This is a genomic window from Methanocalculus alkaliphilus (assembly GCF_024170505.1).
In the GTDB taxonomy this organism is placed as follows: Archaea; Halobacteriota; Methanomicrobia; order Methanomicrobiales; family Methanocorpusculaceae; genus Methanocalculus; species Methanocalculus alkaliphilus.
In genome coordinates, this window is sequence record NZ_JALJYG010000022.1 from 1 (window position 1) to 13,650 (window position 13,650).

At 50.1% G+C, this 13,650-nt stretch carries 12 protein-coding genes and 2 pseudogenes; all 14 read left to right on the forward strand.

All coding sequences use genetic code 11. From position 1 onward, the window contains the following. Nucleotides 1-255, forward strand: a pseudogene (locus J2T58_RS11315) (IS701 family transposase); the annotation flags it as partial. Between the two features lie 319 nt (nt 256-574). Beyond that, nucleotides 575-2,863, forward strand: coding sequence for a PKD domain-containing protein (locus J2T58_RS10560; RefSeq protein WP_253489795.1), 2,289 nt, complete (start codon nt 575-577; stop codon nt 2,861-2,863). 261 nt (nt 2,864-3,124) lie between these two features. Continuing rightward, nucleotides 3,125-4,567, forward strand: a complete 1,443-nt coding sequence (locus tag J2T58_RS10565; RefSeq protein WP_253489798.1) for a hypothetical protein — start codon at nt 3,125-3,127, stop codon at nt 4,565-4,567. 160 nt (nt 4,568-4,727) lie between these two features. Further along, nucleotides 4,728-5,801, forward strand: coding sequence for a hypothetical protein (locus J2T58_RS10570; protein WP_253489801.1), 1,074 nt, complete (start codon nt 4,728-4,730; stop codon nt 5,799-5,801). A gap of 166 nt (nt 5,802-5,967) precedes the next feature. Next, the gene (locus tag J2T58_RS10575; protein ID WP_253489803.1) at nt 5,968-7,227 is read left to right on the forward strand and encodes a nucleotide sugar dehydrogenase; all 1,260 of its coding nucleotides are present in this window, start codon (nt 5,968-5,970) and stop codon (nt 7,225-7,227) included. A gap of 141 nt (nt 7,228-7,368) precedes the next feature. Further along, the gene (locus J2T58_RS10580) at nt 7,369-8,634 is read left to right on the forward strand and encodes a UDP-glucose dehydrogenase family protein (protein WP_253489804.1); all 1,266 of its coding nucleotides are present in this window, start codon (nt 7,369-7,371) and stop codon (nt 8,632-8,634) included. Nucleotides 8,635-8,759: 125 nt separating this feature from the next. After that, nucleotides 8,760-8,936, forward strand: a complete 177-nt coding sequence (locus tag J2T58_RS10585) for a hypothetical protein (RefSeq protein WP_253489805.1) — start codon at nt 8,760-8,762, stop codon at nt 8,934-8,936. A gap of 21 nt (nt 8,937-8,957) precedes the next feature. Next, entirely contained in the window at nt 8,958-9,503 is a 546-nt protein-coding gene (locus tag J2T58_RS10590; RefSeq protein WP_253489806.1) for a hypothetical protein, read from the forward strand. A gap of 39 nt (nt 9,504-9,542) precedes the next feature. Next, complete coding sequence (gene galU / locus J2T58_RS10595) at nt 9,543-10,412, forward strand: UTP--glucose-1-phosphate uridylyltransferase GalU (protein WP_253489807.1); 870 nt, start codon at nt 9,543-9,545, stop codon at nt 10,410-10,412. A 247-nt stretch (nt 10,413-10,659) separates the two neighbouring features. Next, nucleotides 10,660-11,123, forward strand: a pseudogene (locus J2T58_RS10600) (IS1634 family transposase); the annotation flags it as partial. 523 nt (nt 11,124-11,646) lie between these two features. Then, a complete protein-coding gene (locus tag J2T58_RS10605; RefSeq protein WP_253489812.1) occupies nt 11,647-11,838 on the forward strand; it encodes a type II toxin-antitoxin system Phd/YefM family antitoxin in 192 nt (63 codons plus the stop codon). A 6-nt stretch (nt 11,839-11,844) separates the two neighbouring features. Beyond that, complete coding sequence (locus tag J2T58_RS11260; RefSeq protein WP_366518471.1) at nt 11,845-12,111, forward strand: type II toxin-antitoxin system RelE family toxin; 267 nt, start codon at nt 11,845-11,847, stop codon at nt 12,109-12,111. 240 nt (nt 12,112-12,351) lie between these two features. Beyond that, complete coding sequence (locus J2T58_RS10610; protein ID WP_253489815.1) at nt 12,352-12,585, forward strand: hypothetical protein; 234 nt, start codon at nt 12,352-12,354, stop codon at nt 12,583-12,585. 732 nt (nt 12,586-13,317) lie between these two features. Continuing rightward, nucleotides 13,318-13,557: a type II toxin-antitoxin system HicB family antitoxin gene (locus J2T58_RS10615; protein ID WP_253489817.1), complete on the forward strand. Its 240-nt coding sequence runs from the start codon at nt 13,318-13,320 to the stop codon at nt 13,555-13,557. Nucleotides 13,558-13,650 lie beyond the last annotated feature (93 nt).

Here is a 13,650-nt window from a genome sequence, read left to right on the forward strand (position 1 = left end):
GACAGGAAAAACCTCCAGGCGATATGCTGGTCTATTGAAAACTACCATCGTGCTCTGAAAGAGCTATGTTGCGTAGAAGATTGTAAAGTTCGAAAAGCAGCTGGGCAGAAAAATCACATTAATTGCTCAATCCGAGCATATATCCGGTTAGAGGCTGTGAATCAACAGCAGGACATCACAATCTATCAGGCAAAATGGGAGATTCAGTCTAATGCTATCGCCGACTACCTAAAGGATCCAAAGTATGCGCTCTAAATTTTTTTCAGAGGGTTATGCGTAAGTCCTATATAATATAAAATAACCTGTTGGGTTCGTCAAAGAGGTTTCTGACGTATGATCAGAATGGGTGTCAGTTTTTCATCTGATTTTTATCCCGGTGCTTATCATCTGTGTAATGGCTACCTGAATATCTGGCCCTTGTATGATAATTATATTGCGTGGGTACGTTGGGTGCATAAACATATCTATAAATAATGTCATAGATCAGTAGTGATCTATAATGGATGTATAGGCTCGCTGGCTTAAGGTAATTGACCCGTAGTCTGTCCAAATTATTATTTGTGGGATGTGAAGAATGATGATGAGAAGATATATAATTATCCTGGTATCGCTGTTCCTGGTGCTTGCTCTCCCGGCAGCAGTGGCGGCTGCAACGGTTACAATAAATAATGCAAGTGAAGGTGAGGAAAACGTTGTTCAGGGCGGCAATGTCACCATTCAAATAAATAATCTAGAAAATAATCAAAACTTCAAGCTCGAAATGAGCTCGGTAGATCCTGATCATCTGATGCCATCGGGCCTGGAATTGTACAGGCTTGATAACTTTGATATGCCCTTCTCGCTTAAGAATGGAGCTTTCAATGCAGAAGGTACCAATCTTGAATTTATGAAGTATGAAGCGAAGCGAGGGAATACAATTGCCGGGCTTCAAAAAAATCATGATAATAATATAGTTACTATTACAGAGACTCGTGACTGGAATAAAGGAATCTATGATTATATCGAAGTAACCGGCAAGGTTGCAGACCCTGGTCAATCAGTTCAGGTGAATTTCAGTGTCAATGGAACAACGAGTGATGCTGTTGGTAGCCATGAATTAAAATTTGCCATCAAGGGAGCTAGTGACGGCAAGGTGAATGTGAAAGTGTTAATTGACAACGATGAAAAAGCAAATGTAACCCTTTCCATTCTATCAACCGACGTTCCTGAGGCAGCAATAACAGCAGATACAACCACAGGTGATCCACCGCTAACCGTGCAGTTTACCGATGCATCATCTGGTAACCCAACCCAATGGGCATGGAATTTTGGAGATGGTCAGACCTCAACGTCCCAAAACCCAAAACATACGTATAATGACCCCGGTCGCTATACCGTTATGTTGACTGTCACAAACGCGGCTGGTTCCGATACGATAACAAATACTAATTATATCCGTGTTGGACCTGTTGCGGACTTCATCGGAACTCCAACAAGAGGTTTATCTAAACTTACTGTTGCCTTCACTGATTCATCAAAAGGTGCGGATCTCACATATAAATGGGAGAGGGAATTAAAGAATGCCGGATGGACCGAATTTTCAACAGTCAAGACTCCCCCGAATCAGGAATTTACTCTAACAACCGGACAAACTCATGAAATTTATCGTGTCAGGCTTACAGTGACAAATGAGGAGGGCTCAAATGCAAAAATTCGGGAATTCATCGTTGTAGCACCTCCACAACCCCATAATGTTTCAGCTAATGTTGATCCGACAGGTAATGTTACAGATGATATCGCTATTACGTATGAATCTGTAGATATTCAACTTCCCAAGGGTACTGTGGCCCGAAAGGCCGATGGAAACCCTGTTACTGAAATCACAACAGGTATTGCATCGAATGTTGTTGATCCACCTGTTGGTAGTATAAAAATTGGGAATAAGACGATTGTACTTGGACCTTCCGGTGCGACATTTTCCCCTCCAGGTATTCCAATCACCATCAAGTTTACACAAGAAGAGTGGGATGAACTGTTTACAGCTACAGAAGAGACCAAACTGAAGCGATATGATGGCAATCAGTGGGTTGACCTCGACTCTCAGGTTGTTGATCATACAAATCGAAAAATAACGGGTTATACTACGAGCTTTAGTAATTTTGCACCGGTAACTGTTGCAAAAGTCACGCCCACCCCAACCCCGACACCACGACCCGGCGGAGGTGGCGGCTTCCAGCGTCCAGCTCCCCCAGAGATACCATCCGTACCGACTGTCACCACCATAGGGACAACAACACTGGCGGTTGATGCAGAAGGATTCCTTGCCAATAATTATGTTGTCGAGAGTCCGACAGGAATTGCCCGGCTACGAATGCCAGCCGGTACACTGGCACTGGATTCAACCGGGAACCAGCTCTCCAGCGTTTCGATGTCCGATCTCTCTTTCGAGAATGTTCCATCAGCCCCTGAAGGAGCTGTCTTCTCCTTCGCAGGTTCCGCAGTGGTCTGCTCACCTGCCGGTGCAACCTTCAGTCCTGCAATCTCTCTCCTATTCCAGATGACCCCGCAACAGCTTCAGCACATAGAAGAAACCGGTGATGTGCCATCCATTCAGTGGTACAATGTTGAGACTGCAACCTGGGAATACGTCCCAACCACATACGATCAGGCTACAGGAACTGTGACTGCAACTGTTGATCACTTTACTATCTTCGGCCTGTTCTATCTCTCATCCACCGTTGATGAGGCGGCTCCGATTGATGTAACACCAACACCACCAGTATATCCTGATGAGCCTGCTCCATTCCCCTGGACCTATCTCATCGTTGGTGTAATCATCATCCTTCTGATAGCTGGTGGAGTTTACTACTATTCCCGGAAATAATCCTCATTTCCTCTCTTTCTCTCTCATTTTTTCGAGATGATTGCACGCTTCTTACAAGTACGCCGGATACTACCTTCTGAAGCCACATGATCAGCAAGGTGGAAGGGTAGGCCCGCTCGTGAAGGGGCAGTTTTGTTCTGCATTAAAAAAGAAAAGGTTTAGATATCTTAGTTTATAAATGAAGGTACAATGTGTCGATATTCATTCTATTTCGTACTTCTGGTTCTCTTCCTCTTATGTGGTTTCACACCTTCGGCCGTAATGGCATCCGAGATTACTATTACCCCCCAAACTATTCAGGAAGGAGATACGATCACCATTGAGATATCAGATCTTGCTGATGGTAGCAATTTTGTACTTCTGATGGAATCAGATATTTCTGTTCAGGGAGGTTCAGATTTCACATATCAGACAAATGATGTCACAGTTCCATTTGGATTGGATAATGCTGTCATCAAACTTACTGCAGCCGGGGTGGAAAGTGCTGGAATTGAAGCTTCTGGGGGAAGCACCACTTTTTTCCAGAAAAAGATAACACCAACAGGGACAGTAACAATTCAAGAGACACGCAATTCACTTTCACCAGGCTCTATTAATATACTTAAGGCTTTTGGTACTCCAAAGGATGGAGCTACTTCAGTTACCCTTGAACTTGAGATTTCTGGTACGAAGTCTGGAGCAGACTCAGGTTTAATTTCTTTTTCACTGAGTGGAATTGATGATGGAAGTACCTGGATCACCATCAAGATTAATGGAACTCAGGCTCTGAGTCAACAGATCACTATACTATCTACCCCCACCCAGGCTCCCGTTTCTGAGAGCCCCTCCACTGGTACTGGCAGTTCTCCTGGTGGTTCGGTAGGTGGTGTATCCCCTGGTGCACCTTTCTGGTCACCTCCTGCTGATCGGGATCAGGAGGCTGCACCTGCACAAGATCAGGTTTCTGCTCCTGGAGAAAGTGCATATGGAGTTAGCCATGGAGGTGTAGCCCCTCTTCAGAGAGATCCGGCCACAGGGCAGTCTCAGCGAACCGAGATTGTGATCTCACCACAGCAACAGGCCCAACTGACTGTACTTCAGGGAACTGTTGCAATGATCCAGTCTGTTGACCCGGTGACCGGGGAGATGACAACGACCCCGGTGACGGAGGTTACTATCACGGAGATAACTCCGGAAGAGGCTGCTGCTGTGCCTGCGAGTGCAACCTTCAGCTTTGCTGGCGAGGCTGTACGATGCGGTCCTTCCGGTGCCACCTTCTCTGATTCGGTCGGTGTTACCTTTGGACCATATTCACAGGAGCGGTGGGATGCACTGGTTGCAGAAGCCGGAGGTGATGCATCATCGCTTACTGTTGAGCGGCAGAACCCGGAGACCGGAGGGTGGGAGCAGGTGTATACGGAAATAAATCCGGTGACACGAACAATTACGGCAAAGACGAATCATTTCAGCTTATTTGCCCTCTTTATTGTCCCGGGTGCGAATAATCCGATAGTGACCGATATTAGTATCCCGATCGATTATCAAGGCGATATTCTTACCACAACAGGGGGTCTGCCTGATGTGGCAACTCCCCCGGCAACCATAGATCCTGTAACCACAGAAGTACCAGAATCGGCACAATTCCCCTGGATATATCTGATTATTGGTCTCGTTCTCATTCTGCTGGTGGCGGGTGGAGCTTACTATTTCACTGCAAAAAAATGAATATCCCTTCTTTTTTGCTTCACCTTTTTCTCTAAGCCCTGAGTCCTTCTCCCTCATGGGGGGTCGTTGACGATGCTTCTAATTTCCGGATTTCCCACCATTTGTATCGTAATAGCTTAGGGATATGTTTATTTCCTTCTTCAATGTATATGTCAATACGATGAGGTACCTAATCGTTCTGATAGCCATTTTTCTGCTTATGCCGATGGTATCTGCAGTCTCGGTCACTATTACTCCCGAAGAGATTGGGGAAGGGGATACCGTCACCATCCTCATCTCGGATCTTCCTGATGGACGGGTTTTTGCCCTCAGGATGGAGTCTGCAATAGAGTTGCATGGCAGGTCTGACTTTACCTACCAGGCAAACGCCGTCGCAATCCCCTTCGGATTGAATACACCACGGATCACCCTTGTTGCTTCACCGGTGACCCGGGCGGGCATCGAGGCGTCTGATGGCGATACCGTAAAAGGGATGACCAGACTGGGGTCTGGCACTGTCACCATATCAGAGAGTCTTGGCAGTATCCCTGCCGGTACGATCGATCTTCTGAAAGCAACCGGAATTGCAGAGGCCGATGCTGATTCCGTTCATCTGGCTCTTGAACTCTCAGGAACCAAAACCGGCCCGGCATCCGGGGAGATCACCTTTGGCATTACCGGTGTCTCCGATGGGCATGCGAGGATCATCGTCCTGGTCGACGGAAATGTGGTGAATGATCAGCTGGTTACAATCGGATCCCCGGTTGCCAGCCTGCCTTCCGGACCTGGTGTATCAGCCGGTGCTGATGGTGATACGGTCTCGGCGGCCTCCCTGGACGGGAAGGTTCGCCTTCTGGCAGAGCCTGGTTCTGTGAGCGGTGCCGGAGCCAAGGATCTCCGGATTATTCAGGCTGATCTCCGGGATCTCCCCACTGCATGGGAGCCCCTCTCGGGTGCATACAGCATCTCTCCGGGCTCGGTGCTCTTTACCTCACCCGCCACCATATCATTTGCAATGAATGGGGATCCGGGTGCCCCGTTTATAGCCAGATATGATGGGGGCGAATGGCAGATTATTCCCTCCCGCATTGAGGGATCAAACCTGGTTGCCGGGATAACCGAAGGGGGTCAGTATGCGATGATGTCCTACCCCCCCGATCCCCCTGCGGCTGAGAAGTCCGCCGGCGGCCTTGCCCCCCTCGTGATCGCAGGGTTGGCGGGGCTCCTTCTGCTGGGTGTGAGGCGGCGGAGATAACACCTTTTTTTATAGTGCATTTCCGTTCGTATCTTTCTCTTCAGGGCGGGATAGCTCCTCTGCTTCTCCTCCTTGTTCATCACCCCTTCCTGCAGAAGATCACCGAAACCTGATCAAAGTTCTTAATGTCTTGTATGCCAATCATTCTTAAGAGGTATATTCAGCGATGAAGAGCCAGGATCCCACTACCATAACTGTCTGTGTCGTCGGCCTCGGGTATGTCGGGTACCCGCTCGCCTGCGCATTTGCAGAGCATATCCGGACAATCGGCTATGATGTCGATGCGACGAAGATCGCTGGGATTACGAATACTCCCGGCAACCGGATCGAGGCGACGGCCGACCCGGCCCTGATCCGGGAGGCGGATGTCGTCATCATCGCAGTGCCGACCCCGGTCACGAAGGCGAAGGATCCCGATATCTCCTATGTCGTCTCCGCCGGGGAGACGGTGGGGAAGCAGATGAAGCAGGGTGCGATCGTCGTCCTTGAGTCGACCGTCTATCCGGGCCTCACCGAGGAGGTCTTTGTCCCGGTGCTTGAACGGGCATCAGGAATGGTCTGCGGCCGCGACTTCTTCGTCGGGTATTCGCCTGAGCGGATCAACCCGGGCGACGACGAGCACACCCTCGAGAAGATCACAAAAGTCGTCGCCGGGATGGATGCGGCGACTGCAGAGACACTCGCCGCCCTCTATGGTATGATCACCACCGTCCATCTCGCCCCCGACATCCGGACGGCAGAGGCGGCGAAGGTGATCGAGAATGTCCAGCGGGACCTGAATATCGCTCTCATGAACGAACTTGCGATCATCTTCGGCCGGATGGGCATCGACACCCGGGCGGTCCTCGAGGCGGCCGGCACCAAATGGAACTTCCACAACTACCGGCCCGGCCTCGTCGGCGGCCACTGCATCCCCGTCGACCCCTATTACCTGGTGATGAAGGCCGAAGAGCTCGGCTACCACCCGCAGGTGATCCTGGCCGGCCGGGCGATCAACGACGCGATGCCCCGGCACGTCGCCGGCATTGCGATCAAGGAGCTGAACCGTGCCGGCAAGGTGATCAAGGGTTCAAACGTGCTGATTCTGGGTCTCACCTATAAGGAGAATGTCCCGGACACCCGGGAGTCGCCGGTGGAGGAGATGATCCGCGAGTTACGAGAGTTTGAGGTGGAGGTCTATGGGTATGATCCGCTTCTGGGGGCGGCGGAGATTGCGCATTTCGGTGCATTGCCTGTGGCATCGCTTGGAGAGATCGGTGAGCCGGTTGACTGCATCGTGATTAATGCGCCCCATGCGGTCTTTTCAGAGCTGACGCTGGAGACGGTCTGTGGGATATGCAATGGAAAGCCGATCGTGGTGGATGTGACCGGGATGCTCCGCGGGGATGATGAGGTGAGAGATGGGTGTGTGTATCGGGTGTTGTAACAATTTGTTACAGATCCTGCACGGTATCTCCTTTTGAAACGGCAATGCCGGGAAGGAAGCGCTGTCTACACATGATGCGTGACCATATCCTTCTTTTATACGAGCATTGATGTATTGTACTACAATTATTGGTGATCTGCTGTGAAAATTTCAATACTCGGAACCGGCTATGTCGGTGCGGTGACCGGCGCCTGCTTTGCAGAGCTTGGGAATGACGTTGTGTTTGTCGATATCGATCCTGCCAAGCTGGATATGATCCGAACCGGCCGATCCCCCATCTTTGAACCAGGGCTCGATGAGCTGCTCGCGAAGAACCTGCATAGAATCTCAGCCACGACCGATACTGCTCTGGCCATCCGGGAGACCGAAGCCACCTTCATCTGTGTCGGCACTCCCTCGAATCCGGATGGCTCAATCGATCTTCAGTACATTGCAGCTGCCAGCGAGGCGATCGGGGAGGTGCTCCGGGAGAAGGAGAGCTGGCATACAGTTGTGATGAAGAGTACTGTTGTCTCCGGGACGACGACGGGAATCGTTCGGAGAAGACTTGAGGAGGCATCCGGGAAAGAGGCATTCCGCGACTTTGGCTTGGCATCAAACCCGGAGTTTTTGCGGGAAGGATCAGCTCTCACGGATGTCTTCTCCCCGGACCGGATTGTGATGGGTGTTGAAGATCCACGATCCCGGGAGGTTCTGGAGACGCTCTATGCCACCTTCACCTGCCCGAAGCTGGTGACGGCGATCCCGGTTGCCGAGATGATCAAGTACGTGAGCAATGCATTTCTTGCAACCAAGATCAGCTTTGCAAACGAGATCGGCAACCTCTGCAAGACGATGGGCATCGATACCGCAGAGGTCTTCGCCGGAGTCGGGCTCGATGCCCGGATCAACCCGGCATTCTTCAGATCCGGGATCGGCTTTGGCGGCTCCTGCTTCCCAAAGGATGTCCGGGCACTGATCGCACAGGCCGGGGCTGCCGGTCTGCCTCCGAAGATTCTCCAGAGTGTGGTTGCGGTGAACGAGGAACAGCCCCTGCGGCTTGTTGCATTGCTGAAGAAGCATCTCCCGGATCTGAAGGGGAAGAGGATTGGGGTGCTCGGGTTAGCCTTCAAGCCGGATACCGATGATATCCGGGAGAGCCGGGCGATCCCGATCATTGGCGAACTCCGGAAAGAGGGGGCGGGCGTCATCGCCTATGATCCCCTGGCAATAGCACACTTCCGATCGCTCTTCCCGGAGATCACCTATGCCTCGTCTGCCGCCGAGGTCCTCGAATGTGATGCGGTTCTCATTATAACCGAATGGAAGGAGTTTGAAGCACTCGATTACACCGGGAAGCTGGTGATCGATGGCCGGCGGGTTCCGAAGGCAGCGGTTGGATCCATCTATGAGGGGGTCTGCTGGTAGTGGGTGATCAGGCGTTGTATCGTACAGGTTCTGCAATGGAACGAGGGCGAGGCAAATAGAGAGGGGATATATCCAAAGGATTATCTGGTTTCTCAGGAATATCAATACGAAAGGGGCAGGAGAGTATGACGGAGAAGAAATTCAATCCCGAAGATGTCATCGGGAAACCCTACAGAAGAGGTCTGCTACCATACGGTGGATCAGTGACGAGGGGCCGGATATCCTATGCAGTCAGTGAGGAAGAGTACCTGGAGGATATGAGGCGCCTCCGATCGATTATGAAAACCCCCTCCGATCGCTGAAACTCGATTCTGTAGGAATATATGACCAATCCAACCATTTTTCTGGATACGCCAATCTTCTTCATCTGCGCTGAAGATACGCGATCCAGAACAACACTCCAGCATGCCACAAATGCGGGATATACAATTCAGACATCCATCTCTGTTCTTGGGGAAGCATTCATCCAGATGCATGAGCACGAACAAGGGCTTGATTATATCACTTCTATGAATCAGCTCCTTGATGAGTGGAATGTCGCAGTCCACTTTCCAAATGATTCTGTCCGTATACTCTGCTTCAAGATGGGGGAGGAAGAGGTTGACACCCGGATGATCCGTGAGCCGACCGATCGCACCCACCTTGCTTATGCGATGGCCTATCACTCAGACTTTTTTCTGACATCCGATCGAAACCTGATCAGATACCGGATTCCATCCACTCTCGAAGTGATCGGGTTCTCAAAACCCATCTGCCTGCCACTTGACGAGTTCAAAAATGAGATCTCCATGAAGGTGCGTGATGTCTCATATGAGTGGGATACAACCGGATATTCAAACCATGGAGAAGACGATAAGAATGACGCGTAACAGTACTCTATCAGATCCTGCACCGGGGGCAGTCTGCCCATGACCATCAAAAAAGCCGTCATCCCGGCGGCGGGCCTCGGCACCCGGTTCCTCCCGGTCACCAAATCGATGCCGAAGGAGATGCTCCCGATCATCGATGTGCCGGTGATCCATTATGTTGTCCAGGAGGCGCTTGCCTCAGGGATTGATGATATCATCATCATCACCGGCCGGAGCAAACGGGCGATCGAGGATTATTTTGATGATGCACCGGAACTGGAGATGCATCTTGCAAAGAATCCGAAGAATGCCGGCCTGCTTTCGATGGTCCGCGACATCTCAAAACTTGCCGATATCCACTATGTCCGGCAGAAGGAGCCGCTCGGCCTTGGTGATGCCGTCCTCCGGGCCGAGAAGCATATCAGCGGGGAGCCGTTTGCCGTCCTCCTTGGTGATGATATCATCAAGAACACCACCCCCTGCACCCGGCAGCTGATCGACACCTACAACCGGTACCGCTGCTCGGTGCTTGCGGTTGAGGAGGTCTCTGATGCGATGGTCTCAAGCTACGGGATCATCAAAGGAAAGCCGCTTGAGAACTCCCTCTCACTGCTTGAGGATATCGTCGAGAAGCCGAAACTTGAAGATGCCCCATCCCGGATGGGCGCCATCGGCCGGTACGTCTTCACGCCCGAGATCTTCGACTGCCTCCATTCGACCCGCCAGGGGGTTGGCGGGGAGATCCAGCTGACCGATGCGATCCGGCTTTTGAAGGGAAGGCAGAACATCTATGCCTATGAGTTCTCGGGCCGGCGGTATGACACCGGTGACCGGATGGGGTACCTGGAGGCGATTATCGATGTCGCCCTCGAACAGGACGATCTGCGGGAGGAGCTGGTGGCGTATATGCGGGGGATTGTGGGGGAGTGAGCCCCCGGGATCCTGTCATCTTTCTGAATTGGAGATTGAGATCAGATTGAGGTTGTTCCTCAAGCCACTATTGCTTTTGGTTAATTCCCAATTATGATCACTTTAACAAACAATTATGATAATTATTGTGTACTCATTTGGGGAATTTTTTTTATCAATCCGAACGAATACTCCTGAGCTCTCTCTTGAGCACTATGGGTGATAATTGTATGAGCATGTCGCTTCTGAAGATGATGGTCCGTGAGGGCTTGATCTCTCACTTGAGCCGGGAACCCTGATCTGGGACGGGGGCAACACCTCGGAAGAGTCCGTCCGGGATATTGAGGCACTGGGATGGAACCTTATCTGTGGCGTGAATACGAGCTCCAACGAGGCCCGTTCTCTGCTTTTACAGACCGATGTTCCAATAAAAGTCACGCACCGGGTTCGTTCAACCGGTACCAGTGCCTTGTATGCCACAAAGGCAGACGGCACACTCTTTGGAAGAGAAGGCGGAGGGGTGGTGTACGTCAACAATGCAAAGAGGATGGACGTACTTGATGCGAGAAATGTACTGTTAGCAGAGTTTGATGCAGAGTTACGAGGCTATAACGAGACTCTGAAACGATCAACAAAGGAGATGATTGAGGAGGATCTTGCTGACATTCCTGGACCTTTGCAGATTTCTTCTCGATACATATTCTTCAGAATGGGAAACGGTACGCAATTTCATGAAGGTACAGGATATTGAGATCCTCATCCTTGATGACCTGATCAACAAAGCAGACAAATAATCTGAATACCCATCATCAAAAGGGACCCCTTTTTCAAAACCGGCCTCTTATAAGCGGCCTGCACTCAGCCGGAACAGGAGCAGCGTCTCCGGGTCGCCCCCCCGGCTGGCAATACGTGTCCGGATGCTGGTACCAGGATCCGGTCTGATTCTCTCCTTCCGGAACTTTTCTCGATGAATAGAGATGGTACGCACTCCCCTCAGTCAGGGCAATGGACGCGATTGCCTGCGATTATCAGGATGTTTGAATCGACCATCACCTACATTGTTTCAGATGGATTCTGAGTATTGAGGAAACGCTTGAGCATATCAAGCCAGGTCGTCAACTACCCACGACTAAAGTCGTGGGCTTCCTGCCTGTTAGATCGTGAGGATAGTTCCCGGCTGAAAGAGGTACCCGGGGTATACCTCTGCAGAAGCAGGTGATTGTCAGTACATATATATCTCCTAGATCATATATAGATGAAGAAGGAAACAACGATGGGTGCAGTCAAAGAACAGTTTATTATTGATGAGCAGGGTGAGCGTGTTGCAGTTATCCTGCCTCTTGATGAATACGAGCAGTTGCAGGAAGATCTCCACGATCTGGCCGTTGTAGCAGAGAGAAGAACTGAATCGACAATCACACTTGAAGAACTCAAAAAGCGGCTCTGAACCTTCATGGATTTGTATGAGATTCACATCAGGAAGAGCGTTGAGAAAGATATAGCGAATGTACCTCGCGAGCATGTTTCACGGATCCTGAATGCGGTCGAAGACCTTATGCAAAACCCGGTGCCACACAGTGCTCGTAAACTGAGTGGTTCTGTATCCATCTACCGGATCCGGGTTGGTGAATATCGCATACTCTATGAAGTCTGCCATGAAAAGAAACAGATCACTGTGGTCTTTGTCCGTCACCGCCGCACTGCATACCGCGGTTTCTGATGTATGCTATTCTCTCATTTTGTCCGGTTCTCATTTCTTCTTTCTCTCTCTCTCATTTCAGAAACCTTACGGTATCCCGGCTATCGGACTGATCCCTTGATAAGGATCATACCCTCCCTCGCCTCCTCCAACCCAGGCTTCAGCAATACAATGTGGCTGTCTCTGCTGGCCAACCAATTGCGCAAACACTGTCTGCACAATTCAGGGTTTGCTCTCAGCTAATCCTGCTATCTCTTCCTCATGAGCACCTGCAACCCGGAAGAGCGCCGGTTTTATGAGATCGAGGCTCAACAGAACCGCTGGTCGCTCTCAGAACTGAAACGGCAGTTCAACACCGGAGCCTCTGTGACCGGTTTCGTGCTCAGCCGGGACAGGAGCAGTGTCTCCGGGTCGCCCCCCCGGCTGGCCGCAATTGTCCGGATGCTGGTACCAGGATCCGGTCTGATTCTCTCCTTCCGGAACTTTTCTCGATGAATAGAGATGGTACGCACTCCCCTTAGTCAGGGCAATGTCTGCGACTGCCCGTGATAGCCCGCAGTGACCGCAATGATGGATTGAGCAGATGCATACCCTTCATGACAACCACAGTTCATCTTCCAGCTGATCAAGGTCGCCATGAGCCTTATTGCGAATATGTGCTGGTGAATTTATCGCTTCAATACATGGATCATCCTCGGCGGTCTTCTTCAGGATGATGGTATGCGAATTCTCCCGCTGTATAACAAATGTATCATTGGGCTTACTTTTCAATGTGTCTTTGGAACTTTTTCAAGACAAATTAAATTGTTCATCAACATGTACAACTATTTCCATCAAGGCCATCTCCGGTACGTATCAATTGTGTCTACACTTTTATAATAACTTCAGGCTCTTCTCCGTATTTCTGAATGCCATTACTATAGAAAAGCTTTCATAATACATTATTGACCTCCAACTGTAATTGTATGTCCAATACAAATGATACATAGACAGTATGCATTTCCGCTATTCATCCAAAAGCCACTTACAGCGAGGGTGGAGAGGAATCTGTAGATCTGAAGTGTGGATGACACCTCGATACCTTTACAATAATTACTTATGAATCAGGAAAACCTCGCGATCAGAATTGTGGAGATGAGTCTATTGTGGAAAGACAATCGACCGATCCTTTTGGCACATGCATACCTTTATAGAATGTCATCACTGAATATGAAGTGCGATAGCATCATGAAATTCTCTCTCATTGTCGAAAAGGATGAGGATGGGCGGTATGTTGTGGAGTGTACTGACCTGCCGGGATGTATGAGTGAAGGGGAAACACTTCAGGAAGCCATTGAAAATATCCATGAAGCAATCATTGGCTGTCTCAGATCGAGATTGAAGGTTGCGTCTGAGAATATTCAGATCAATTCTCTTCCATCTCACATGAGTATCGATCTTGATTCCTCTGGAATACAATATGCCTAAGAGAACTTCGAATAACCTCGTTCCATCGAAAGTACTTTATAGTGTGTGATCGATCAGTACTCAATGAGCACGTTCTTTAATTTTGCAATTAAG